17 protein-coding genes, 1 tRNA gene and 1 pseudogene are annotated in these 24374 nt (G+C 67.3%); 14 read left to right on the top strand and 5 right to left on the bottom strand.

The features are described 5' to 3' along the window. Positions 1–101 precede the first annotated feature (101 nt). Positions 102–506: a RidA family protein gene (locus ACXN5W_RS26585; protein WP_473161121.1), complete on the bottom strand. Its 405-nt coding sequence runs from the start codon at positions 504–506 to the stop codon at positions 102–104. A gap of 169 nt (positions 507–675) precedes the next feature. Between ACXN5W_RS26585 and ACXN5W_RS26580 the strand changes: the two genes are divergently transcribed. Both ACXN5W_RS26580 and ACXN5W_RS26575 read left to right on the top strand, forming a co-directional pair. Beyond that, positions 676–759: transfer RNA gene (locus tag ACXN5W_RS26580), tRNA-Leu, on the top strand. Between the two features lie 17 nt (positions 760–776). After that, entirely contained in the window at positions 777–1172 is a 396-nt protein-coding gene (locus ACXN5W_RS26575; protein ID WP_473161120.1) for a hypothetical protein, read from the top strand. Here the strand turns inward: ACXN5W_RS26575 and ACXN5W_RS26570 are convergent. After that, positions 1169–2081 (bottom strand): annotated as a pseudogene (locus ACXN5W_RS26570) (IS5 family transposase). The gene ACXN5W_RS26575 and the pseudogene ACXN5W_RS26570 overlap by 4 nt on opposite strands. A gap of 346 nt (positions 2082–2427) precedes the next feature. On the opposite strand from ACXN5W_RS26570, the gene ACXN5W_RS26565 reads away from it, so the two are divergent. Continuing rightward, positions 2428–3996: a CBS domain-containing protein gene (locus tag ACXN5W_RS26565; protein WP_473161119.1), complete on the top strand. Its 1569-nt coding sequence runs from the start codon at positions 2428–2430 to the stop codon at positions 3994–3996. Here ACXN5W_RS26565 and ACXN5W_RS26560 read toward each other — a convergent pair. Continuing rightward, the gene (locus ACXN5W_RS26560) at positions 3958–4494 is read right to left on the bottom strand and encodes a DUF6933 domain-containing protein (protein ID WP_473161118.1); all 537 of its coding nucleotides are present in this window, start codon (positions 4492–4494) and stop codon (positions 3958–3960) included. The genes ACXN5W_RS26565 and ACXN5W_RS26560 overlap by 39 nt on opposite strands. A 16-nt stretch (positions 4495–4510) precedes the next feature. Next, a complete protein-coding gene (locus tag ACXN5W_RS26555) occupies positions 4511–6307 on the bottom strand; it encodes a helicase-associated domain-containing protein (protein WP_473161117.1) in 1797 nt (598 codons plus the stop codon). A gap of 464 nt (positions 6308–6771) precedes the next feature. On the opposite strand from ACXN5W_RS26555, the gene ACXN5W_RS26550 reads away from it, so the two are divergent. The 7 genes from ACXN5W_RS26550 (at position 6772) to ACXN5W_RS26520 (ending at position 15989) form a co-directional block, all read left to right on the top strand. Next, entirely contained in the window at positions 6772–8913 is a 2142-nt protein-coding gene (locus ACXN5W_RS26550; RefSeq protein ID WP_473161116.1) for an N-6 DNA methylase, read from the top strand. Beyond that, on the top strand, positions 8910–9110 hold the full coding sequence (locus ACXN5W_RS26545) for a hypothetical protein (protein ID WP_473161115.1): 201 nt from the start codon (positions 8910–8912) through the stop codon (positions 9108–9110). The genes ACXN5W_RS26550 and ACXN5W_RS26545 overlap by 4 nt, the downstream gene beginning before the upstream one ends. Before the next feature lie 250 nt (positions 9111–9360). Continuing rightward, positions 9361–10431 (top strand): hypothetical protein, encoded by a 1071-nt coding sequence (locus ACXN5W_RS26540; protein ID WP_473161114.1) that lies wholly within the window; start codon positions 9361–9363, stop codon positions 10429–10431. Next, a complete protein-coding gene (locus ACXN5W_RS26535; RefSeq protein WP_473161113.1) occupies positions 10428–10967 on the top strand; it encodes a hypothetical protein in 540 nt (179 codons plus the stop codon). Before ACXN5W_RS26540 ends, ACXN5W_RS26535 begins: the two co-directional genes overlap by 4 nt. After that, positions 10964–11617 carry a hypothetical protein gene (locus ACXN5W_RS26530; protein ID WP_124771698.1) on the top strand — a complete coding sequence of 218 codons (654 nt, stop codon included), beginning with the start codon at positions 10964–10966 and terminating at the stop codon, positions 11615–11617. The genes ACXN5W_RS26535 and ACXN5W_RS26530 overlap by 4 nt, the downstream gene beginning before the upstream one ends. Before the next feature lie 104 nt (positions 11618–11721). Beyond that, positions 11722–14700, top strand: coding sequence for a coiled-coil domain-containing protein (locus ACXN5W_RS26525; RefSeq protein ID WP_473161112.1), 2979 nt, complete (start codon positions 11722–11724; stop codon positions 14698–14700). Continuing rightward, positions 14697–15989 carry a DUF2399 domain-containing protein gene (locus tag ACXN5W_RS26520; RefSeq protein ID WP_473161111.1) on the top strand — a complete coding sequence of 431 codons (1293 nt, stop codon included), beginning with the start codon at positions 14697–14699 and terminating at the stop codon, positions 15987–15989. The genes ACXN5W_RS26525 and ACXN5W_RS26520 overlap by 4 nt, the downstream gene beginning before the upstream one ends. A gap of 369 nt (positions 15990–16358) precedes the next feature. On the opposite strand, the gene ACXN5W_RS26515 is transcribed toward ACXN5W_RS26520, so the two are convergent. Further along, positions 16359–17753: a pentapeptide repeat-containing protein gene (locus ACXN5W_RS26515; RefSeq protein ID WP_473161110.1), complete on the bottom strand. Its 1395-nt coding sequence runs from the start codon at positions 17751–17753 to the stop codon at positions 16359–16361. Positions 17754–18365: 612 nt separating this feature from the next. Here ACXN5W_RS26515 and ACXN5W_RS26510 point away from each other — a divergent pair. From ACXN5W_RS26510 to ACXN5W_RS26495, 4 genes are all read left to right on the top strand, one after another. Continuing rightward, entirely contained in the window at positions 18366–19652 is a 1287-nt protein-coding gene (locus ACXN5W_RS26510) for a hypothetical protein (protein ID WP_473161109.1), read from the top strand. A 176-nt stretch (positions 19653–19828) separates the two neighbouring features. After that, on the top strand, positions 19829–20203 hold the full coding sequence (locus ACXN5W_RS26505) for a hypothetical protein (RefSeq protein WP_473161108.1): 375 nt from the start codon (positions 19829–19831) through the stop codon (positions 20201–20203). 17 nt (positions 20204–20220) lie between these two features. Then, a complete protein-coding gene (locus tag ACXN5W_RS26500; protein ID WP_473161107.1) occupies positions 20221–22758 on the top strand; it encodes a tetratricopeptide repeat protein in 2538 nt (845 codons plus the stop codon). A 678-nt stretch (positions 22759–23436) separates the two neighbouring features. Next, complete coding sequence (locus tag ACXN5W_RS26495) at positions 23437–24093, top strand: hypothetical protein (protein WP_473161106.1); 657 nt, start codon at positions 23437–23439, stop codon at positions 24091–24093. Positions 24094–24374: the final 281 nt, after the last annotated feature.

Here is a 24374-nt window from a genome sequence, read left to right as displayed (position 1 = left end):
GCCTGAGCGTCACGCTGGACCCGGGGGAGGTTCGGGGGCTGTGGCACCCCGCCATGCTGCCTGGCGTACGCGGGTCGCGCCAGCCCGCCCCGACCCGTACGTCATTCCGGGAGGGCAGCCGTGACGTCGAGTTCGATCAGCTGGCCCGGGTAACCGAGCTGGGCCACCCCGAGCAGGGTGCTCGCGGTGCTGAACGCCGCCGCCAGGGCCGAGGCGGTCAACCGCTGCCAGACCCCGGTCAGCACCGACCGGTCGGCGGAGACGACGTAGATCACGGTACGTACCACGTGTTCCGGACCGGCACCCACCGATCGCAGCGCGGTCAGGGTGTTCGCCACCACCTGATCCACCTGCCGGTCCAGGTCGTCGGCCCCGACCAGCCGGCCGTCCCGATCAAGGGGACACTGCCCGGCCAGGTGGGCGGTTCGGCCAGCGGACACCACCGTGACGTGGTGGTAACCCGGCGTGGCGTGCAGGCCCTCGGGATTGCTCCGGGTGATCATCATGGCCGCCATGATGCCCGATTCCTGCCGCCGGCTGCCTGCGGTTTTCCACCTACCCTGGCGGTTGTGCATGATCGTCAGGCGGCGTGTACAGTAATGCCCCGAGCGGCCCGCCGGGCAGCCGATGGATGACGTGGTCGTCCTGACGCGGCAGGGTGAGGTCGACACCCAGGTCCGGGTGGCGGAATGGCAGACGCGCTAGCTTGAGGTGCTAGTGCCCGTATAGGGCGTGGGGGTTCAAGTCCCCCCTCGGACACGAACCGAATCCCAACGGTGCGCGGCAAGATCGACATTTGCCCGCACCGTTTGTGGTTCCGGGTCGTAGGTCAGGTGCAACCCGAGGCTGCGGTAGACCTCCAGCTTGTGTTCCGGCTCTGCGTCCCGCAGGGCGTCCACGAGGTCTCCGAGCTCCTCGACAATGGCGATGATCTGATCCTCGCTGAAGAGTGCGGGTATGCGGGGTTCTTCTTCGGCTGGCGCTTGGTGGCTTTGCTCGGCGCGTTGCCGTTCTGCCTGGGTTTCGGCGATCCAGCCGGCGACCACGGCCGGGTCAGCACCAGCGTCGAGTGCCGCGCGGTAGCGAGAGAGCTTTGCGTCGCATTCGGCAAGGGTGGGTCCTTCCGGTACGACTGCGGCCTGGGCTGGCATGTCGGTGTGGGCCTGGTCTAGGCCGTGTTTCGTAGGGCGCGGAGCCATTGATTGATGGCGGCGATGGTAATGGTGGCTTCGTAGCGCACGGCGAGTTTGTCGTATCTGGTGGCCATGGCGCGGTGTTGTTTGAGCTGGTTGATACCGCACTCCACGGCGTGACGTAGGCGGTAGACCTCGGGGTCGAAGGCGGGTGGACGTCCGCCTTTGGACCCTTGGCCTTGCGGTGCGCGTCCTGATCCGTCTTGCTGGGGATGCACGCTCGGATACCGCGGGATCGCAGGTGGGCTCGGTTGGCCTTGGACGTGTACGCCTTGTCGGCCAGCACCGTGTCCGGCGGGTCCGTGGCCGGCCGCCACCGGCTCGCATAACGCGCACTTTGGCCAGCACGGGGATGAACTGCGGGCTGTCGCCGCGCTGGCCGGCGGTCACCACCACGGCCAGCAGTTTGCGGCCTTGCTCGCAAGCCAGGTGGGTTTTGGTGGTCCAGCCGCCCCTCGACCGGCCGAGCCCATGATCTGCCGGCTCGGCCTGCACACCACCAGGCGGCTCTTTCTGCGCCTCGCCGTCACGGCGGGCTCCCGCCGCGTGCTGATGGGCGCGGCTGATGGTCGAGTCCACGCTCACCGTCCAGCCGATCAACCCCGCCGCGTCCGCTCGGGCCTGCAACGAGGTGAGGATCTGCGTCCAGACGCCGTCACGCTGCCAGCGTCGGAACCATCGATACAAGGTCTGCCACGGTGGGTAGTGCGTGGGCACGTCCCGCCACGGCGATCCGGTCCGGACCCGCCAGCGAATCCCGTCGATGATCACTCTCATGGTCCATCTGCGCGGCCGAGCATGACCCGTTCCCGCAGGCAGCAACGGTTCCAGCACCGCCCACTGCACATCGGTCAAGTCATGTCGCCTCGCTGCCGCTACGCTCGGCACGAGGTCTCCGGTGTGAAGTTCTAGCTTGGTCGCTGAACCGTCTACCGGAGACCTCTTCAATTAGCGACCACCGCCACGCCCCAACATCGACGCCCTACGAAACACGGCCTAGGCCGAGTGAACCGCCCCGGGAACATCGAGTCCATCGAATTCGGGACAGTCTCGTCAGAGGGTTGAAGACCGCTTGGCCCTCTGAAAGGCTGCGTAGGCTGTCCTGGTGCCGCTGGCTCGACGCCACTGCCCGGAGGTCCTGCCGGTGTGACTGTGGCGGCGCGGAACGCGTTGTCCCCTGCCGGGCAGAAAGACGAGTATCTCCCTTACGTCTCGCGCGATATCTGGGGGGCCGATGACGACGGCGTGGATGGTTCGAGCAGGACGAGAGGGCGAGCGCGAGGCGGACGCCCTTGAGCAGTCCCTCGTCATTGCCGGCTGGCCGGAGGTGGGCGACCTCAGCCAGGTGGCGACCCGCAGAGAACTACATGGGGTTGTTCGCGCGGCATACCCGAACCGCTCCCGAACGGTGGTGGCGAACTGGACCGGGCAGCTGTGGCGTCTCATCCAGGTCATGGCGGTCGACGATTACGTAGTGCTGCCACTGAAGACCGTGCCGGACCACGTCGCCATCGGCCGGATCGCCGGCGGATACCGTTACCGCCAGGATGCCGCAGCGGATCGGCGCCACGTGCGCCCAGTCATCTGGATTCAACGGGCGCTGCCGCGATCGGCCATCGGGCAGGATCTGCTCTACAGCCTGGGGTCACTGCTGACCATCTGTCAGCTTCGGCGTAACGGAGCCGCGAGACGGATCGCTGCACTCGCCGAGACTGGCGTCGACCCCGGTCCGACCTCTGAGGAGATGTCCAGCAACGAGTGGCTGACCCCGGACGACTTCATCGCCCGCGCCGTCGCAGCTGAGGACGGCCTGGAGCTAACCATCCGGGAGCTCCTTCGACAGTGGGACGCCGGGCGACGGACAAGCTCCGCTGTAGCTGTCATCCAACGCGATCTCAGCGAGAACGGTCTCACCACGGTTCCGCCCTTCACTGAGGGCTGGATCGGCAGCAGCATCCGCGTCTTCAAGTCTGGCGCCGAGGCCGACGACTCCACAGACGAGACCACAGCCGAAAAGCTGATCGACGATGAGGACAGTGCTCAAATCGAGTCTGACGAGCCTGCCGACGACGAACTCGTCCCGGACAAGCCCTTCACCCTGCGGTTCGGTAACCTGCTGCGGACGGACACCGCAGTGGTATCGGTGCGCCCCACGGATTCGATCGTGTTGGCCCGGACACTGATGCTGCGGTACAACTACTCGCAACTCGCAGTGATCGACGATGACGGCACGTTCCAGGGGGCCATCAGCTGGGAGTCGATCGCAAAGGCGCAGATGGCACATCAGGCAGTGCCGACGGTCGATCAAGCGAAGCAGACCGTGCCAGACGCCGCCTACGACGAGCTGGTGTTGCCACGCATCGATGAGATCTCCAGCCGTGGCTTCGTCTTCATCCGGTCGAGAGATGGCAAGACGATCGCGGGGATCGTGACAGCCGCCGACCTGACCAACCGGTTTGGTGAGATCGCCAGGCCCTTCACGATGATCGAGGAATGTGAGCGCCGACTGCACCGTAGGGTGAAGTCCAGGATCGCCCCGGACATTATCGAGACCGCCACGAACAAGAGACACAAGGACGCTGACAGCTTGACCTTCGGAGCCTACGTCCACGTCTTCAAGGACGAGAAGCACTTCCTGCTCCTCGACTGGCCGCTCGACCACGCCCAGTTCGTTCAGCAGGTCAAGGATGTCGCCGGCATCCGTAACAAGATGATGCACTTCTCGCCGGACCCCATCCCGAACGAGTGGGGGGCGATCGACGGTCTACTCGCTATGTTGCACGCCGTCGACCCCCTTCCCTGATCCGGCAGCGGTGGAGCCCACCAGTGCTGCCAGCTCGCGGTCGGGGCTGACGTTCGTGGCGTACAGGGGGCTGCAGGGCGTCGTGGCCAGCCGCAGCGACAGTGTGACGAGGTTGGGGTGAGCGGAATCGTCGGTGTAGATCTCGGCGAGCTTGGTGAATTCGTTCATGATCCCGACGACGCTGCGGTTGGCCGTCATGGCGAATCGGCAGTCCTGCATGTGCCGTAGCTCGTCGGCTATGAAGGCCCTGGGCACCTGGTGGGCATCGAGGACCGTCGCGATCTCGTCGGGGACGCGGGCGGGAAGCCTGCGCGCTGGTGCCAGGGGCAGCAGGACCGGTAGCAGGGTTCGCTCGTTGACCAGCAGCGCCAGCCGGGGCCGCCAGAACAGCGCGGTGGCGTACCACGGGCCCAGCAGGGTCGTGTCTTGGTCTCCTTCGACAGCCCGAGGCGGGTTGGTGTGATCGAGGAGTTTCTTGGTCGCGCGCACGATCAGCATGGTGCTCTCCAGCCCGTCAGGCGCGGTGGCGGCGGGCCTTCTCGATGACGTCGCGGCCGTCGGCGTTCTGCTGGCGGGGCGCGTAGCCGGCTTTGCGCAGGGCGGCCATCGTGTCAGCCGTGGTGGCTTGGCTGGCCAGCACGGTCGGGGCGAGCGGACGCAGGTTGAGCTTGTCCAGCCGCTTGTCGGCGCAGATCTGCGCCAGCAGCGCGGTGTCGTCGCTGACCAGGGTGCTTGCCAAGGGCGCGACCCGTACCGACCCGTGTTGGCGGGCGACGTCGGCGAGCAGGTAGACCAGTGGTTGCGGCAGTCCGCCTTCGGCGATCTTCGTCAGGGCTTTGGTCAGGCGCTGCTCGGTCCAGCCTGCGTCGTACGCGCCACGTACCGCTGCGGGGCTGAAGCGCCAGGTCGTGGCCGTGCCGCGGGACTCGATGACGGCGGTCGCACCGAGAAGTTCCGCCAGCTCTGGGCTCGGTGTGCCCGCCACGATCGCCGTCAGGTCGGCCTGCAGCCTGGCGGTACGGGCGACCTCACCCAGGTCGCCGACGGCCTTGGCGATGTCCGTGTCGGCCAGCAGCGCCTGCCCGGCGGGGCTGATCGCGCCCGCGCCGAGGATCCCCAGGGTTGCGGCCTCGTCCACCAGGCCGCGCACGGTTGTGGTGCCGCCGAAGGTCAGCGGCTGCCGCCACCACATCCACTGCGCTGCCTGCTCGAGGTCCGTCGTCGCCTGGTCACCCAACGCGCGCAGCACGGCCATCCGGGCTTGCGGAGACCAGCTTTGGCGGTACTCCGGAACCCACGGTCCGGTCTGTGACGACGGCAGGTAGTCAAGCTCGCGCCACGACTTCAGCATCACCGCGAGCCGCCGGTCCAGACCGAGCTTGAGCCAGCGGTCGTACGCGACCGTCGGGACCACGTGGTCGCCGAGGTCGGCCAGCCTGGCCTCATGGGCGACTGCCAGCAGCAGCCGCACGGTCGGGACGGTCACGCCCAGCGTCTTCGCCGTCCGGGTCAGCTCGCGCACGCCGACGCCGCCGGCCTTGACCGTGGCCAGCGGCTCACGTCCCGCCCCGTCGAGCAGCGCCGACAACAACCCGACCACGGCAATGCCCTGCGCCTGGGCGTCGCGGCGCACTGCCGGGGGATCCGGCGTATGCCAGGCAACCGGTGGCTCCTGCGGCTGGAACGGAGCCCGGTAGTCCGCGCCTCGCAAAGCGAGCGTGACCTGACCCGCCAGCTGATAGTCCTCCCAGGTCACGCGGTAGACCAGCCCGTGTTCCTCGGCCCAGTCCAGCGGATGCACCTGCCGGTAACGGTTCATGTACCGGCTCCGGTGTGCAATGCCGCTGCCGCCGTGGCGACGGATCCGTCCACCGTCGCGATCCGCCTCCTCCAACACCGTCCGCGTCGCGGCCGGCATCCGCTTGACCAGAGCGTGCACGTTTTCCATGTCGAGGAAGAACTCCGCCACCGCCTCCAGCAAGTCCGCCTTGCGGCCCTTCGTGGGCAGCCCCAGGTTGCGTGCCACGACCTTCAGATCATCGACGTTCAGCACGGCGGCGAGCTGTGCAGCGGCCGGGCCGACACCCAGCGGACGGGCGAAGACCTCCCGCAGGACGCCGCTCACCGTGAGCCGGCCCCGCAGCCGCGCGATAAGCCCCGCATCGGCGGCACGCTGCAGGTACGGCGTCGCGTCGGCGCCGACCAACGCCGACACCTCCACCTCGGTGACCAGGCCACCCAACGCCAGAGCCGCCTCCAACACCTGGAGGGTCGGAAGGTCAAGGCCAGCAAGCTGATCATACGGATTCACGGCGGCGCTCCCAGACACACGGCGACGCCCTGAATCCAACCCCACGAAACCGTCTCCGCGTGACGCGACCCGCCAGCCGCCAACCTGAGCCCGGCGACCTGGCTCGCCGCCGGTGGTTCCAAGCCGAGGCCGTACCTCCGACAGCCGGATGTCGAGCGGCCGGGAACGGTCTCCAGCCGCTCCGCATGGGCGGGGCCGGCCGGCCCCACTGCGACGAAGCGGGCTGAATGCGGCGAAGCGTCACCTATCGTTTCAGCAACCCCGTCCCTTGGCGGGTTAACACCTGGAGAGTTAACGAAGTATTTTTCAGCGCCTGTTCTTTGCGGTCCAGGCCCTAGAAAAACCCTGGTCGTGGCTTTCTGTCAACGAAGAGGCGGGTGAGCATCTGCGGGTGCTCACAGTTGCCGGTGTCCCCGGTGTCCTCTACCTTCGATCAAGTCCACTTGCGATGGCCGGGGAGAGAGATGCAGCAAGTCACACGTTCGGAGATTGCCAGGCTGGCCGGGGTCAGCCGCGCGGCGGTGACCTCATGGGCCAAGCGCCGCGACTTCCCACGTCCCGTCGGGGAGAACCGCTTTGCGCTTCCCGAGGTGCTGGAGTGGCTCGAGTTCCGCCGGGTACACGGCTCGATTCGCGCGGCCGACGACGGGACCGAGTACAGCTACGCCGACCGGATGCGGCGGAGCCTCGCCGCGGCGACGCCCAGCCACATGCCTGGCATGAACCTGCCCGGCGATCCCACGACCGTCGAGATCGACAACCTCATTCTGCGCCTCACGTTGATCTTTCTCCGCGAGCGGGACCCGCAGGGTTGGGCCGGGCTGAACGATCTGATCGCGCCGAATGCAGGGGCCGAAGGGGCGCGATGGCTCATCGACCGCATCGCGACAACCGCCGGGAAGGCGGCGCGGCGTCACGGCGTCTCGCCCGAGGTCTTCGCCGCACTGCGGCGGCTGACCCCGGAAGGCGTCCCTGAGGTCCGGGGACTCATGTCCGGCAGCTCGGAACTCGGCGCTGCGAACGTGCACACCCTCGTCGACGCGTACGAGGCCGCCCTGCCCCCGGGCGGCTTCCTCACCCCGCGCACGGTTGCGGCCCTCCTTGCCAAGGCGGTGATCGACGATTCTGCCGAGTCCGTTTACGACCCGTACTTGCGAGCTGGTGAGTTGCTCATCGCTGCGGCCGACGTGGCGGCCCGGCCGGGGACCCTACGGCTGCACGGGCTCGGCCCCGATGCTGCGGCTCTGAGCCTCTCTGGACTCACCCTGCTGGCCCTAGGCGAACCTGCCGACCTGCGTTTGGCGGCACAAGCTCGGCGCGCAACGGTCACGCACGTCCTTGCCAATCCGCCGTTCGGGAGCGATTCGTGGCTCGACCGGCGCCCCAACACCGACTGGCAGCCATTCCCACCACCGCCAGCCCGATCCGCCTTTCGCTGGCTCCTGCACTGCATCGAGCAGTTGAGCGACGATGGCCGGGCTGCAATCATCATGCCACGGATAGCCGCCGTCTCGGCCAATGCCCGCGAGCGGGAAATCCGCCGCCGACTGGTCGACGATTCCATGGTGGAAGCGGTCATTGCCCTCCCACCCGGCCTGTATGCCGGCACGTCCGTTGCCACCAGTGTCTGGATCGTCCGGCGTGCACCCGGGTCGGACCAGCCGATCCTGTTCGTCGACGCGGTGAACCTCGGTGTGTCAAGCGGTGGCCGCGCGTTGCTCGATGAGGGAGGTCAGGCCGACATCCTGAGAGCATGGCGATCGTTCCTTGTCGACCGTGCGGCCGGTCGGCCACACCCGGGCATCGAGAGTCTGAGTGCCGCCGTCACCAAGGCCGTCATCCGGCCGGAGTCCTACTCGCTCAACCCGGCGGAGTACTTACCAGGCACGATAGGGCTCCGTGTCCCCGCCGCCGAAGCCGCCCGCGCCGGCCTGGGCGCGACTTACTCGCGGGCCTTCCACTGCCGCAGGGCGGCCGAGGATGCAGCGGTCGTTGCTTCCCAGCCGCTCGGCGCGCAGATCGTCCGTCTTGGCGACGTCTGCGACGTCAAGGCGGGCTATTCATACTCGCGGCTGCGAGCTGAAGAGCGATCCGACGAGCAGGGAGTCCCCATCGTTCTGCCGCGGCACCTGCGTGACGGGAGAATCGTGGCGGACAAACCGCCGCGAGCCCCGCGAGCGACCGCTAAGGCATTGGAGGACTACTGGCTACGCACCGACGATGTGCTCTGCGTGCGGACCGGGGCACTTACGGCACCCGCCATCGTGCGGCCGACCGAGTCGGATTGGCTCCTGAGCACAAACTTGCTGCGTCTGCGAGTCTCAGACCCCGACGTCCTCAACCCCTACTACCTGTACGCATATCTGCGCTCCGCAGCGGGCACGGATGGGATGAAGGCGTTCGCACGGGCTACCGTGACCGCATACGTGACCGCAGCGGACGTCGCGGCGATGACGATCCCGTTGCCGCCGCAGGCTCGGCAGCAGTCGCTGGTCGCAGCGCTACGCGCACTTGACGAGGAGGTCGTGGCGGCGCGCGACCTGGCCGCCCGGGTCGCCGAGACCCGCGATGTGGTAGTCCGCCGGCTGTTTGGCGGTGCCCGATGACCAGACGCAACCTCTCCCGCGAACACCGGTCTGTCGCGGTCGCCGTATTGATTTCCGGCTGTGTCGGGGTCGTCGCAGCCGTGCTGTTCCACCACAGCGGAGCTGACCCCTCCACGGCGGTGATCGCTGGCGGCGCGGCCTTCGGCGCGACCATGACACTCGTCCTGGAAGTCCTCAAATACCTTCGCGGCCTATGAGCTGTCCGATGATCTCGCAGTCGAAGGCCGGGGGAGCATCCGGTAGCTCTGGCGTACGTAGGTTCTCCTGCTTGCTGGCTTACCGGGATATTGTCGACCTCCTATGAGCGATGCAGCGGCCTTGACGTTCGATGACTACGCTGCCGAATCGGCTGTTCTCGGGATCTACCGGCAGGTCTTCGCGGTGTTGGCGCGGAACGCCAACGCGATGGTGGACGACGCGGACTCGGTCGGGGTCGACGAGTCGATCTTGCAGGCGTTCGCCGACGCGGGGCCAGCCGGGATGACGATCGAACAGGCCGTGCTTGCATGTCCGGCGGTGCCGGCGGATGTGGTCCGGCGCCGGTTCGAGGTGCTGCGGTCGTACCGTGCGGTGACCCGGGTCAACGAGCGGCCGCACGAGATGTTCTACCAGGCGACGTTCGCGCCGTACGTGATGCTGCTTTTTCTGCGCCGGCTGTCGCAGACCGGGGGCCAAGCGGAGCTGCACCGGATGTTGTCGATGGCCCGGCTGGCGCTGGACGACGATGACACGACCCCGGAGGTGGTGCGCGAGCAGTTGCTGGAGATGACGACGGTTTTCCGGCTGCTGGCGAATCCGATCATGCAGTTGGCGAAGTCGGCGACGGTCGAGTCCTTGCGGATGCAGGCGCAGCCGCTGCTGGGTAACAGCGACCTGGTCGACAAGGCGCGGGTGTATCACAATGCGGCCGCGGACCGGCATCCGCAGTTGTTGCCGGAGTGCACGCAGCTCCGGATGGCGTTGGCGGCCTATCGCGACGCGTTGAACACCGCGGCCGGGCGGCTGCTGGCGCACGCTGGTAAGACGCGTGCGTTGGGGTTGCTGCCGACCGAGCGGTGGCGCACGTTCGCGCGGGACAGAAGTACCGAGGGGCTGGCGCAGGCGCTGGACGGTTTGCTGTTCGACGCGCCGGAGCCGTTCTTCACCGCCGACGATCTGCTGGACGCGGTGGAGGAAGGGCTGCAGTCCGACAGTGGCCGGGTGCCGCCGCCGCGACCGCGTGTCGACGAGGAGCCTCCGCCGACGGAGGTCGACGTCGACCCAGAGGCGACGCTGTTGGCTCAGCGCGCGGAGGAGTTGCTTGCCGGGCGGGATGTGGTCACGGTGGCGCAGCTTCTCGCCGACGCGGGTGACTGGCCGACCAGCCGGCGAGTCATATCGGAGGTGACCGCGATTCATCTACGCCCGGAGCTGCCGTACACGGTGACCTGGGGTGATGGGTGGCGTGTCGATGTGACGTCCACGCGGACGTGGGTCTCTGACGGCTGGTTCCGCCGGGACCAGCAGGAGGCGGCGTGAACGAGCGGGATGCGGCCCTGTGGTGGGCGCGGATTCGTTCCGGCGGTCCGCAGCAGGTCTCCGGTGGTGGGCCGACACCGGCCGGGCTGCGTCGTCTGGTGGAGGCTGACGCCAGGGCGGTGTGGCTGATCCCGAACCTGCCTGACAGCGCGGGACCGGCTGTTCTGATCGAGTACGGGGTGCCGGGCTCTTCGATGATGGACAGCAAGGGAACTCTGCGAGTGCTGGCCGCGACTTTGCGGTGTTGCTGGCCCGATCCCGCAACGGATCTATGGCCCGGGCTGCCGGCTTCGACCGGTCATGTTGGTCAGGTGTTGCAACGGCTGGTGCCGGGCCGCAACAAGGTGAGTCGTCAGCAACTGCTGTCCGCGGGGCTCCGGCGCCTTTCGGTATCCGGCTGGGTTTTGCTGGAGGGAGCGGACACGGTGCGAATCGGCCCGCGGATCGCGTCCTTCGGGTCGCTGGAGCTGAGCACGCTTCGGGAGCTGTGGCGGTTGATCCCCGACACCGCTGAGGACGGGCCGGAGGGGTCGTGAACCGCCCGAATTCGATCTTCGAAGAGGTGCTCGGGACGTTGCCCGATCGGCAGCGGGAACTGGTCGAAGCCGCGTACGCGCTGCTGGAGCACAGCAGTGGCCCGGTGCACCGGCAGTTCCTGCCCGCGCTGAGCGATGCGACGAGCCGTGAACGGCTGGAAGAGCTACTTCGCCGAACCGGCCGGACACTGGTGACGGTTGATCAGTTGCATTTCACGTCCGGGTTCGACGACGCCGTACGGACTGAGCTCACCGAGACGGGGTGGCAGCCGCTGTCGCTCGCCGACCGGGCCGTTCTGGTCCTGGTGCTGGTCCACTCGGTGGCGATCCCGCGCAGCGAGGAGCAGATCGCCGCGGACTCCTGGGAGAGCCCGTGCCCAACCACGTTGCAAGACGTCAGCCGTGACAGCAAGGTGCCGGTCGGCGAGGTCAGAGCGGCCCTTGGCCGGTTGACCGCGTGCGGGCTGCTCCGAACGGTTCGCGGCGGCGACCACGACAGCGGCTACGTCCCGGGCCCGCAGATGTCGCGGCTGACTCCCGCCGCCCGCGAGCAGTTGCAGGACCAGTTGATCCTCGCTGCGGCACCAGACCATCCGCTGGCCGCAGCGATCCGGGAACGCCGGCACAACCGCGTGGGAGGGCAGCGTTGACGTCTGTAGCCGTGCCGTCGGACGGAGTCGTCGAGGACATCGTCGGAGCGCGCGTCCTCGCTGGCATCCAAATGGTCAACATCTCGCGGCTGTCGACTCACCCGGTGCCGATCACCGCTCGTGGGCTGATCACCGTGGCAGGACAGGGGCCCTCGGATTCCAACGGTGCCGGCAAGTCGTCGTTCATCGCCGGGCTGAGCCTGCTGCACGCCGACGAGCAATGGCGGTTGCAGTCTGGGGCGCAGGCAGCGGCCGAGTTGCTGTTCACCGCCGAGCTCGCCGGTCAGGAGGCGATGCACGCCAACGCCGACCGCGGCTACCTGATCGGCGTGTTCGTGCCGCCGCAGGCCGCCACCATGGAGGAACTCGACGCGTCGGCGCTGACGGTGTGGCTGCGGATCAACCGGCAGAGCCCGCATGTGGAGCTGCGGTGGGCCCATCGGCTGCACGTGCCGTTCGGTGACACGGAGGACGAGCGGGCCGGCGGCGCCGACGGCCTGTGGGACGCGCTGCCGCGCAGCAACGGCCGCACCGACATCCGCGCCAACCGGCTCGCCCGCACCCTGTACGGCTCGACGGTCAGGTGCGTGTCCTTCCTGTCTACCTCGGTACGGGCCAGCCCGACCGCGAACCTGCTCGCCCAGCCGCTCAACGAGCTGACCCCGGAGCGGATCTTCGAGGCCATCGGTGCGCTGACCGGCCTGACCGCCGAGATCGAACAGGAACAGAAGTCCCGGGCCGAGGAGTACGAACATGCCGGGCGGGCCGCGCGGGCCGAGGAGGAGTACGAGCTGTGGGACGACCGGATGAAGGTGGTGGAGGACGGCATCGCGTCACGGGAGCGTGCCCGGACGTTGCTGGCCGAGGCGCGTGACAGCTGGCGAAGCCGTTGCGCCCGGTACCTGGTCGACGGCTTCCACGAATCCGAGCGGATCGCCGTGGACGTCGAGGCGAAGGAGCGTCGGCGCAAGGAACTGGACGCGCAGATCGAGACAGCCGGTGAGAAGGTCCATCGGCTGTCCGACGACAAGGCGTTCGACGAGAGCTGCCGAACCCGGATCAAGACGTACGAGGATCAGAAGGCCGTCGAGAGCGCGCTGAAGGTCGAGCAGAATCAGAACGTCGGCTCGGTCGAAATCCTCGGTGGACAGCTGCGCACCCTTCAAGCCGTCGCGGCCGTCGCTGACGGGCGCACCGTTGAACAGGCCGAGGAGGAGATCGCCGAAGCCGGGAGAATGGTCCAGGTAGCGGAGCGGGCCAAAGGCCGTACCGAGCACGCGCTGCGGGTTGCCAAGGCGGCGCTGTCGGCGGCGGAGAAGGGCGAGGATGTCGCGGTCGCCCAGGTCCGGTTGCTACGGGCGAACGACATCACCGCTGCGCCGCTGGTCGACACGATCTCCTTGACCGAACAGCAGCGGCCTGTATGGGAAGCTCGGCTGCTGCCCTATCGGCACGCGGTCGCCGTCGCTCACCACCAAGCTCAGGAAGCCGTCCAACTACTGGCCGCGTTACCTGGAAGCTTGCTGGTCGAAGCAGACCCGGTCGACCACCTGCTCGGGCCAGGCCTGCCGGCCGCCGCGGATCCCGACCTGCCGGTGGGTCGATTCCTCGCGGCGTTGGCAGAGCGAGCCGGTGCTGACGGGCATATCGATCCTGTGGCTGGTGTGCACGGGATCGTCGGTCTCCCGGAGGCCCTGACCGGTCGTGCTGGCCGAATCCGAGCCGCTCAGGATCAACTGGAGAAAGCCGCCGGTGAGGACGACGAGGCTGACGAGGGCATCCGTGAGGCCGAACGGACCAAGAGCCGCGCTGACGCGCACCTGCGTGGCGCGAAAGCCGAGGCCGAGGCTGGTGCGGTTCAAGGCAAGGTGACGAAGCTCCGTAGTCGCAGCTCCGCCATCGAAGTGGAGCTGAGCAAACTCGACGGACCGTTGCGGCAGGCGAAGATCGGCTACGAGGCCGCTCTCGGTGAGAAAGCCGCCCGGGCCCAGCAGATCGACACGGCGAGCCGCACTCTGGCCACCCTGAAGAAGGAACTCGAAGAAGACCGCAGACAGTGGAGTGCACTGCTCCAGCAGCGTACAGATCTCGATCTTCCCCGCCTGAACGCTCAGTGGACCGGAACGGTGGGTACCGCCGAGCAGCACCTGCTCACGCTCGACGAGAGCGAGGCGATGCGGCCGCCGGCGGAGTGGGACGAGGTGTGCGCGCGGCTGGCCACCGAGGTGCGCGCCGCGTGCTTTCCGCCCGGTGACCCAGAGCAGAACCGGCCGGAGGAACTGCGCGTCGTTGACGAGCAACGCGCCGACCGGCGCACCGGAGCATATGTGCGGCTGATCCCCGATGTGTTGCGGATCGTTGGGAACTTTCTGACCGATCATGAGCGTGTCGACCGGGAGAACGCCTCCCAGATCCAGCGGGAGCGGCAGGCGAAGACGATCACCCTGACTGGAGCGAAGGCCGCGCTTGAGGAGGCTCGGCGAACGTCGGAGGCGTTGCGGTCGACTACCGCCAAAGCGATCAAGGCGAAGCTGCGGCAGGTGTCCGACGAGTTCGACCGGCTCGACCAGACCTATGGCGGCTACGGCGGCAACCTCGACTTCCCGGAACCGGAAGCCCCCGCCGACCCGGAGAAGCCGTGGCAGTGGACGATCACCCCACGGTGGCGGCGCGGCGAGGGCAAGCCGCCGTCGTCGTACCGGCTGCGCGGCAACACCGCCCAGATGGACGACAAAGCAGTGAAGCTCGTCTGCGCGGCGGCACTCGCCGGCGCCCAGGACCGGCCGCTGTTGCTGGTGCTCGACGAACTCGGCCGCAACCTCGGCGCGGCACACCGCCGTGACGCCGTCGCCCTGTTCGAGAACATCGGCCGCGACCGGGCGATCAGCGTCGTCGGCGCCCTGCAGGACGACATGGAGAGGTACGCGATCGGCGCGTCCAGCCTCTACATCAAGCTGCGCCGCCCGTCCGACGTCATGCCGTACAACCAGGCACCGGTCGTCATCGGCAGCGAAGCCGACACCGCCCGGGTGCAACTGCTCTCCGACTGGATGACCTCGTTCCGGCCGGAGCCGCAGACATGACCGACACCGACGGCACCAGTGACGGGGAGCCGGATCTAGAGATCACCCTGAGCTGGATCCGCGACTATCCGGGCGTGGTCGCCTACGCACCACTGCCTCCCAGCGGCCGCTACCCCCGCGACAGCCGAGGCCGACCGAGACCGCGCTCGGCCCGGCTCCGCACCGCAGAACCGAGCGATGCCCCCCGCCGACCGGAGGGCCTGCTCAGCGACAGCGACTGGAGCTGGGTCATCCGCAGCGAGCACAGCTGGGCCGGTGTCAGCAGCAGGTTCGGTACCGACGCGCTGCGCATCATGCTGGAACTCGCCGAATCCGGCTGCGTGACTATCGGCTACATCCTCAACGGCAACGCCCTGGCCCAGCCGCCACGCCGGGTGTACCCGCACCCCGACCTCGCGGCAGCCGAGCAAAAGCGCCGAAGCCGCCGTCGGGACGACACCAGCACCCTTCGCACCAGGGCGGAGCAGATCGCGTCGGCCCTCGCCGACGACTGGCCGGATGCCAGCCGCGCACTCCGTGATACCGATCATCCCGACCGGTTGCTGTGGGCGGTGCGCGCCGCCACCGACCTGGCCGATGGCCGCAGCCACGATTCGCTTCGCGCCTTCGTGCAGAGTCACGCCAAGGACACGAAAGCCCGCGGCGACGTGAACCATCTGCTCGCCGCGATGGGCTTCGACCACGAGACGCTCATCGCGCTCGGCGTGGCCCGCAACCCGTACATCGGGCTCGGCGGCCCGATCCTGCTGCACACGACCGACGGCTCCATCCTCGACCTGTCGGCGATGCCCGGGCCGCACGACATCCGGCTGAGCCCTCACATGCTGCCGCGACTGACCGTCACCGGGCCGGGCGATGTCCTGCTGGTCGTGGAGAACCGGCAGGCGGCCGAAGCGGTCTGTGACACCCGGGCCGACCTGCCGGTCGTCTGGTGCCACGGGCAGCCGCCCGACGCCGTCGTGTCGATGATCGTCCAGGGGACGCAGCAGACCTCAGCGGTCGTCATTTGCGCGGACGCCGACCTCGGCGGCGTCCGCATCACCGCCCGCATCCACGACAACCTGCCGTCGGACACCACCATCCACGTCGTAGACGTCGGCACCGTGCCGCACGACGAAGGCCGGCCCTTCAACACTCACAGCCGCAGCCGTCTCCAGCAGCTCGCACAACGCCCGGATGAGGTTGGTGCCTTCGCTCAACGCTGCCTGCACCGGGGCTACGCGATCGAGCAGGAAGCCACTGCACGGGCCGCTCTTCAGGCTGTCTTGAATAGCCACCCACCTGCGTAAACTCTTCGACCAGAGATGCCTCTGCGTCGGCCGTAGAGTGGAGATGGCGAACTCCACCGGAGCAGAGCCGCGGGACGTTTCGGAGCGCCGCCCGGCGGTCGCCGCCCGCCCTGGACCCGGCAGCGGCAGCAAGCCACCGACGGCCAGAAACACTCATCCGCCCATCGGCACGAACGCGCACTGTGCCGGGCGGGGGCCAACGCGCGGAACAGCGGAAGTTCGACCCGATGCGGCCGGATTCCGCACCTGGCCACCACGATCGTGTAGGCAATCCTCGTCTTTCATTAGGTCGATAAACCCGACCTGCCGAGGATGAAAAGGCTCCAAGGATCATGTGCGTGGCCAGCGTCATTCTGCTGTGCGACGCGGTCACGGGCCTGAGCGTGGCCGCCGTCTTCCCTTTCCGGCTTCGGCAGGCAGGCGCTCCGGCTCCGGCCAGGTGCCGTCCGGGCCGGGAGGTATGGCCACGAGGACTCCGTCGTCGCCCATCTCCGACCCGTGCGGCCATACGGTTGAGCTCACCGCGGTGTGGCCGGGACGCGTGACCGCCTGTCGTGCACCGGCCAGGTAGACGTCCTGATGAGCGGTCACACTGGCGAAGTCGGCGGGCCCGTCGAACCGGACGTACCCGAATGATGCAGCGCCACCAAACGTTGCGCCTCTGAACACCGCTTGGTCCCGGAATCGGGCGGTGCGGACGTTCGGTCCAGGGCACGCCGAGCCGCCTTTGAGCGCGTCGTAGGAGACCAGACCGGGCGTGCCGAAGTCCGCAGATCCGTGGAAAGCGGCACCGACGAACGAGGCCGGGCCACCAAAGTCGGCGCCCGTGAAGATGGCGGTATGGAACTCTGCGCCGTTGAAGTTCACGGCCCCGCTGGCAGGGTCGCCTGACGGCAGACGACCGGTTGCCAAGCGTTGAGATCCGGCGGTGAACTGCGCTGTTGTGAAATCTGCCATGTCGAACTTCGACCCACGGAACGTGGCGCCGCCGACGAACTCGCAGCTGGCGAAGCTGGCGTACCGGACGACGCTGTTGCACATAGAGAACCCGATCAGGGCCGCGCCGGTGAGGTCCAGATGCAGATCCGGCCAATAGGTCTCCGGGGCCTTGACGCGAAGGTCTCTGCGGGCCGGGATGCAGGTGTGGTCGGAGAGGAATAGCTGCGCGGCTATCCGGACCTGCAGCTCAAGTTGGGAAGTGCGTTCCCGGTCGCTTTCGTGGTGGTTACCGGTTGGTGGGGTGTACGGCATCCGCAGATAGGCGCAGATCAGGTTGACAATCTTCTGCCGCTGGTCGGGATTGTTTTGCGCGACCCGTTCGAGGGTGTAGAGCCCGGCGAGACGGACGACAACGCTCTCCGAAGCGAACTGTTCGGCGGCCTTGACGTAGGTTTCGGTTAGCCGGCGTACGGCCGCGTCGGCTTCGGTGTGCTGTTGCGCCTGGACGGCAAGCTGGAACTTCTCCCCGTCGCGGTCGTGTGCGTCCTCGGCCATCCGTTGCTTGCGGAGCGACAGCAGCAGGCCGACTGCCGCGGCGGCTGCGGCGACCGATCCGGCACCGTACTTCAGTGCCTCGATGTGCATGCCGGGGCGGGCGTTCACCGCTGCAGTGTCGGCGACGGCCCACATCGCCGCTGCCAACCCACCGCCAGCACTGATGACCAGGGCGGCGCTGATGGCGATTCCTGCGTCGGAGAGAAGCCAGGGCCATCTGCGCTGAGCAGGTGTGCCTGGTTCGGCACGGGCGGCCAGTTCACGAGACATGTCCGCATGATGCCCGAGTGGCGCAAGCTGCCGGTACGTAGCCGGCACTGTCCGGGCAAGATTCCGCTGCTTCACTGTACCGGCGTCCCGGTCGACACCACGCGGCGCCCTTTCTCCGGGCCTCCGCTTCTGGCCGCCGAGAAGGGGTGTTCTGTCGCTTATCTGCGACAGAACAGCGTTCGTAGAATTCATGCTCCTACGCCTACTTCTGCGGGCCGCAGATAGCGTTGCATCTGATTGGTGGTTGCGAGCGCGAGCCGAAAGCGTCGGGTCGTGGAGGTGCGTCCGGCTGAGGGGGCTCGCGAGCAAAGACGGGTCCCGAACGCCTGGCTCGGGACCCGTCAAGGGAAGCTGATCTTCAGCCGAGGGGGATAGCGCCGGTAAGGCGCATTCCAGGTTGGGCATCGGTTCGTGTCGATCCCGAAACAAGCCCAAGCCCAACACTCCAGGTCAGGGCCAAGTTCGAGGCGTTGGCCCTCGAGTCCACTCGAACCCCAACGCTGCCCACATCGTCTCCATGCGGAGAAGTCGAGGGGGCGGTGGGACATCCGCAGGGCGGTCGGGAAGGGCGGGGGACACCGCGGGTTGTCGGGGATGGGCAGAATGCCAGGGGTGGATCTACGGCGAGCGCTCGACATCGTTGCCCAGCCTTGGACGTACTTCGGCGTAAGCGATGCCCAACTCTGCGCTGACGTGCAGGCGTACACCACTGATGACCTTGGCGTACGGGACGTGCCCGCACTTGATGGCGAGGCGACGGTGCGGCCGTTGGACGTGCTGCTTCGGCTGGCAGTGGCGACGAAGCCGCAGTATCAGACGGACCTGTACGAGGCGCACCGTCACTGGTCGCTGCTGCGGTACCTGGGCCTGTTCGATGCGGGCTCGGACGGACAGTTGTGCCTGTCGTCCGCGGGCCGGCGGATCGTCGGGAGCCAGCGGAGGGTCACCTCGGAGGAACTGGGCATCGGCTTCGCCGTGCACCGGGCACAGGAATGGATGGCCGCGCGTTGGCCCGGCGCCACGGTCACCGGTGTCATCGACATCGACGTTGCGTTGTCCAGCGGCGTCATCAGGGCCGGCGGTGTCACTTCATCTGTCATCCAGCGCGGAAGCCGGCGCCCGGACTACCTGCTGATCGCGGAGAGCCCGGGCAGCGGCGACGGCTTCCACTACGCGGTGGTCGAGTGCAAAGGCACCAAGGCCTGGAGGTACGGCCTGGATCAAATGGCGTCGGCTTGTGTGCAGTTGCGCGGTGTGGCTGTCGCGAGTCGCCAACCTCCCGGGCTCGCCGTCGGTACGGTCCTCGCGGACGACTGGGTCTATTGCCGGGCGCTCGAGCTGTCCCCTGAATACCGCAGGCGCCACGAGCCGGCAACAAGCGGGGTGGAACTGCCGGAACCGTTCGAGGACACGGCGGAGGTGCACGTCGAGCGCGAGACGTTCGAGCGGACCGTTCACGTCGACATCGACGAGGAAGCGTCGCTGTCGGCGGAGAACCTGGTGCGGGCGGGGACGCAAGCATCGTGGGCTAGCCTCGCCGATTTCGCCGGCAATGAATATGCCTTCCAGAGGTGGGCGCCTCCGGTGTTCCGGGCCAACCTGGATCGAGATGTGCAGGCGCGACCGCCGAGGGTCGAGCGCCAGACCCGCGGCGGCTTGGAGGTCGTGGGCGTCCGCAATCTGATCACGCTGCCGGGTGGAGAGCTGGAGGTGGTGTTTGGCTTGGCCGTGGAGGTGGACGAAGCGCTTGCCGACCGCGACGCGGACAGGGTGTTTGAGGCCCAGAGGCGAGTAGTCGGGCGGCGAGCGCAGGAGCGTGATGCCGCGAGGCGTGAGCCCAACGACGACGTCACTGCTGTCTCCGACGACGGAGCAGTGTTGATGCTCATCCCGCGCTAATGGGGCGTGTGGACTCGGCCAGGTCGACGACTTCATCGCTCACGCCCGGAAATCGGATGCCCGCGGGCAGTCGATATGGCCTGGAGCTGGGCCGGCCTGACCGAAGCCAAGTCCGCGCGGTATTCGCTTGTCTCTTCATGACATAATCGAGCGACCCCTCACGGGAAGTGATCATCGTGACTGGTGTGGAGATAATCATCGCGGCCCTCGTGGCAGGAGCGACGGCAGGTTCGACGGACGTGGCCAAGTCCATGATTACCGACACCTTCACTGGGCTGAAGGATTTGCTGCGTAGCCATCTGGCAGGTCGTCGCGAGGCGCAGGAGGCCCTCGACGCGAGTGAAACGAAGCCCGGCCGGTGGGCAGTACTGCATGGTGGTCTGACAGCCAGTGGCGCGGACAACGATCTGCAGGCGCTCGCTGCAGCGCGTCGGCTGCTAGAACTCGCGGACCCGGACGGAGCAAGGGCCGGTAAGTACGACGTTGACGCGAGTCGGGCCAAAGGTGTCCAGATCGGCGACTACAGCACTCAGACCAACACGTTCAACTGAGAAGCCGGACCACGTCGATGAACGATCAGGGTGACGGCCTGGCCGGTGACCGGGTCGACGCTTCTCATGCCCAAGGCCTACAAATCGGTGAAGGCAACACCCAGAACAACACTTTCTACTTTCGCGGGCGCCGTGAGGTGTCGTGGCCGCATCAAGTCGGGGTCGTGCCCCCGCTGGCGGACCGCCGACAGTGGCGCCAGGCTGACAAGGCGCTGACAGCAGCGGTCGCGGGCGGAACGGTCATGTGTCAGGTCTTGGCCGGGATGGGCGGGGTCGGCAAAACCCAAGTAGCCGCGAACTTCGCCCACCAACTGCAACGCGATCGCGATATCGACCTGCTGGTTTGGGTAGCGGCGACCTCGCGCTCCAGTGTTGTCATCAGCTACGCCCAGGCCGCCGCTGAGATCACCAGTTTCGAGGACAGCGACCCCGAGCAGGCAGCTGCCCGTTTGCTTGCCTGGCTGGCCAGCACCGACAAGCGTTGGTTGATCGTTCTGGACGACCTCGCCAACCCAGCCGATATGCGTGGTCTGTGGCCGCCGGCCGCCGCCACTGGCAGCACGGTGGTCACTAGCCGCCGGCGCGACGCCGCGCTCCTTAACGGCCGCAACCTAATTGAGGTGGATCCGTTCACCTGCGACGAGGCGCTGGCCTACCTCGAAGGAAAACTGGGCGATGCGGCGCACCGGCTCGATGAAGCCGCGCAACTAGTCGAGGATCTCGGCTGGCTGCCCCTGGCACTGGCGCAGGCCGTCACCTACATACTGGACCAGGATCTAACCTGCGCCCGCTACCGACAGAGGCTAGCCGGACGCCGGCTAGCCACACTGCACCCCCACCTCCTACCGGACGATCAAGCCAGATCGGTCGCCGACACATGGCGACTCTCAGTCGATTTAGCCGGCGCCGCCACCGGCGGCACCGCCCGAATCCTGCTACAGATCGCCTCCATGCTCGACCCTAACGGCATCCCACTCAACCTGTTCGACACGCCGGCGGTCGGCGCGTATTGCGAGAAGCATGTCGGTCGGCCTGTCGATGCCGACGACACCCACGACGCGATCCGCACACTGCACCGGCTCGGCTTGGCCAGCATTACCCAGGACAGCGCCACTCTTTACGTCCACAGCCTGATCCAACGCGCTACCCGAGATCAACTAGCAGCCGACGAGTTCGATCGCACAGTGAGCGCAGCTGCCGACGGACTGCTTGAGGTTTGGTCGAAGGCTGAGATGACCGGGGGGACAGGCATCCTTTGCGCGAACGCAGATGCTTTGCATGTGCACGCCGGTCCTCGGTCGTGGGCGACGGGGGTCTACCGCGTGCTGTTCCGTGTAGGCCTCAGCCTCGACCAGGCAGGGTTGATCGTCTCTGCTGGCAACCACTGGCAGGACTTGTACACCATGACCAAACGGCATTTGGGTCCTGACCATCCGGACACCTTTACCGCTCGTAGTCGAGTTGCGGACTGGCAGGGAAGAGCCGGAGATCTGTTGGGCGCAGTCACGACCTTGGAGATGTTGCTCGCTGATCGGCTACGTGTGGTAGGCCCCGATCACCCCGACACCCTGGCGACCCGCCAACGCATCGCCGAGCGGCAGGCATTGCGAGGGGATCGGCTGGGTGCGGTAGCGACCTTCGAGGCGCTGCTCGCTGATCGGCTACGTGTGTTAGGTCCCGATCATCCCGACACCCTGGCTACCCGCCACGAGATTGCCACGTGGCGAGGAGTTCGGGGGGATCAGGAGGGCGCGGTCGCCGCCACGGAAGAACTCCTTGATGCTCGGTTGCGGGCGTTGGGCCACGACCACCGCGAAACCCTAGCCACTCGCCGCCATCTCGCCGAACGGCGCGCAAAGGCAGGAGACCTGGAGGGCGCGATCGCCGAAGCTCAACAACTATTCGCTGATCAAATCCGTCTGTTGGGCCCGGACCACCGTGAAGCCGCAACAACCTGCCACCTCATCGCAGAATGGCGGCTCAAAGCGGACGATGCGGAGGGCGCAGTCGCAGCGCTTGAGGACTTGCTCGCCGCGCTACTGCAGGCAGTCGGCCGCGATCATCGTGAAACCCTACGCACCCGCCACCGCATCGCTGAGTGGCGGGGAGAGGCAGGAGACTGGGTGGGCGCAGTCGCCGCGTTCGAGGACTTGCTCGCTGACCGCCTGCGGCTGTCGGGCCCCGATGACTCCGACACTCTGGCCACCCGACACCGCATCGCCGAATGGCGGGCCAAGGCAGGCGATGCGGTTGGCGCGGTCACGGCTTTGGAAGAGTTGCTCGCCGATCAGCAACGTGCGTTGGACCCCGACCATCCCGACATCCTGCTCACCCACCGCAGTATCGCTGCTTGGCGAGCAGACACGGGTGACTGGGCTGGCGCGGTCGCCGCGTTGGAGGTCCTTCTTGCTGTCCAGCTGCGCGTTCGGGGCCCGACCGTCGCGACACGTTGGCCGCCCGCGCCTTCCTTGCCGATCGACGAGGCAGGGCAGGGGATGTTGAGGGAGCGCTCGCCGCGTTGGAGGAAGTGCTTATTTCCCGGGTTCAGGTATTAGGTCCCTACCATCGCGACACCTTCGCCACCCGCCGCGCCCTCGCCGGTTGGCGCGGAAGGGCAGGAGACTGGGCCGGCGCAGTCGCCGAAACGGAAGCCCTGCTCGCCGACCAGCTACGTCGGTTGGGCCCCAACCATCGCGACACCTTTGCCACCCGCGGCGCGCTCGCTGACCGCCGGGGAAGGGCGGGAGACTGGGCCGGCGCAGTCGCCGAAACGGAAGCCCTACTCGCTGATCAACTGCGTGTGGTCGGCCCCAGGCATCCCGACGCCCTGCGCACTCGTCGTCACCTTGCTAATCGGCGAAGAAGGGCGGGGACCGAGTCGCCGCGCTCATCGCGATGAGGATTCCGGGCACTGCTCAAGGAAAATTGGCGGAGTTCAAGACTACTCAAACCGCATCAGCCGTGCAGGTCGGCAAAAGCCGCGAACGGCCCTGACGTCAGCATGAGCGCACCGCGTCGGGTCTGATCCGGTCATGCCCGTCTTGCTGTCACCAACACCGGCGCTTCTACTTCAAACTACCCAAGCCGGACACCCTCACAACTTTGCCGGGGCCCTGGGGGAACCTCATACCAGAATATGTGGGTGGCGTTCCGATCTCCGGACGGGCAACCGTTGGGGCTGTGGATGCCCGGCGCACGCGGCATGGGCGTGCCGAGCTGAATGAAGGTCACCCGTGTCAATCGACGCCAGTCTTTTCTGCCTCTGCCGACGGGTGCGGCTGTTCCTGGGTAAGCCCGTGCGTAACTCGTGGGACGACATCATCTACTACGGCTACCACCCCGCCCTGCCCAAGCACAGCGCCGCACCAGACATGTCGGGAGCGCTATGGAAGATCCTCGCCGAGCATGCCGGCCACAAGCTGCGGGTACTCTACGACTCCCAGTTGGACTACGACGTGATGTGGGAGCCGCCCGGTCCGCCGGCGACGATCGGTGGCGATGAACCCGACGATGTCGCCTTTGCAGACTATCTGACCGGCTGGCCGGAGGGCCGGTTCGCCGAGCATCGGCGGATGGGTTGGGACGTGTCGCTGACCGGCTACCTGGCTTGTCTGCAGTGTCGGGAACGGTTGTGTCTAGGACAGGCGGTACGGGACGCCGGGGGTGTGGTGTTGTTCTTCCATCGCGGTGGGGAGCAGGCCGTGGCGAACTCGCGCCAGCCGCTGCTCAACCGGGCGGTGTGGCGTTTCCTGGCCCGGCATGCCACCCATGAGCTGCCGATCCTGCTCGGCCCTGTCGATGACCGGGACCTCGACCGGTATGTCGAGATCGGCGGTCAACGCCCGAACGATGTACCGTTCGACCACTACCTGGCTGGCTGGCCCGGATAACCCGGGTTGTGGGAAAGCATCACACTGGCGGGCGCCGCGATGACGCAAACCGCGCCTACCTGCTGGCCCACCATCCCGGGTACGCGGCGTTCCCGTGGGCGCCACCGCCCACCGGGTACTCGCGACGGCAACCGAGGAGTTGCCGGAGGTATCGACGGGCGGTCTACATCGGTTGCGTCCAGGGAAGTGGTGTACGACTTGCCCGTGATGGGCGTGTTGCGTAGATGAGAGACGGCCACCGCGCGATCCTTCGAGACGGCTAAGTCCGAGTGAAGGAGAGT

Source organism: Plantactinospora sp. A48 (assembly GCF_055793945.1).
The sequence above is the reverse complement of the archived record's forward strand: the minus strand, read 5'-3'. Positions and strand labels throughout refer to the sequence as shown.

Excerpts from the sequence above, each read along its gene's own strand:
- ACXN5W_RS26550 (WP_473161116.1), top strand. The coding sequence starts at position 6,772 with ATGCAGCAAGTCACACGTTCGGAGATTGCCAGGCTGGCCGGGGTCAGC.
- ACXN5W_RS26565 (WP_473161119.1), top strand. The coding sequence starts at position 2,428 with ATGACGACGGCGTGGATGGTTCGAGCAGGACGAGAGGGCGAGCGCGAG.
- ACXN5W_RS26515 (WP_473161110.1), bottom strand. The coding sequence starts at position 17,753 with ATGTCTCGTGAACTGGCCGCCCGTGCCGAACCAGGCACACCTGCTCAG.
- ACXN5W_RS26585 (WP_473161121.1), bottom strand. The coding sequence starts at position 506 with ATGATGATCACCCGGAGCAATCCCGAGGGCCTGCACGCCACGCCGGGT.
- ACXN5W_RS26500 (WP_473161107.1), top strand. The coding sequence starts at position 20,221 with ATGAACGATCAGGGTGACGGCCTGGCCGGTGACCGGGTCGACGCTTCT.
- ACXN5W_RS26520 (WP_473161111.1), top strand. The coding sequence starts at position 14,697 with ATGACCGACACCGACGGCACCAGTGACGGGGAGCCGGATCTAGAGATC.
- ACXN5W_RS26560 (WP_473161118.1), bottom strand. The coding sequence starts at position 4,494 with ATGCTGATCGTGCGCGCGACCAAGAAACTCCTCGATCACACCAACCCG.
- ACXN5W_RS26545 (WP_473161115.1), top strand. The coding sequence starts at position 8,910 with ATGACCAGACGCAACCTCTCCCGCGAACACCGGTCTGTCGCGGTCGCC.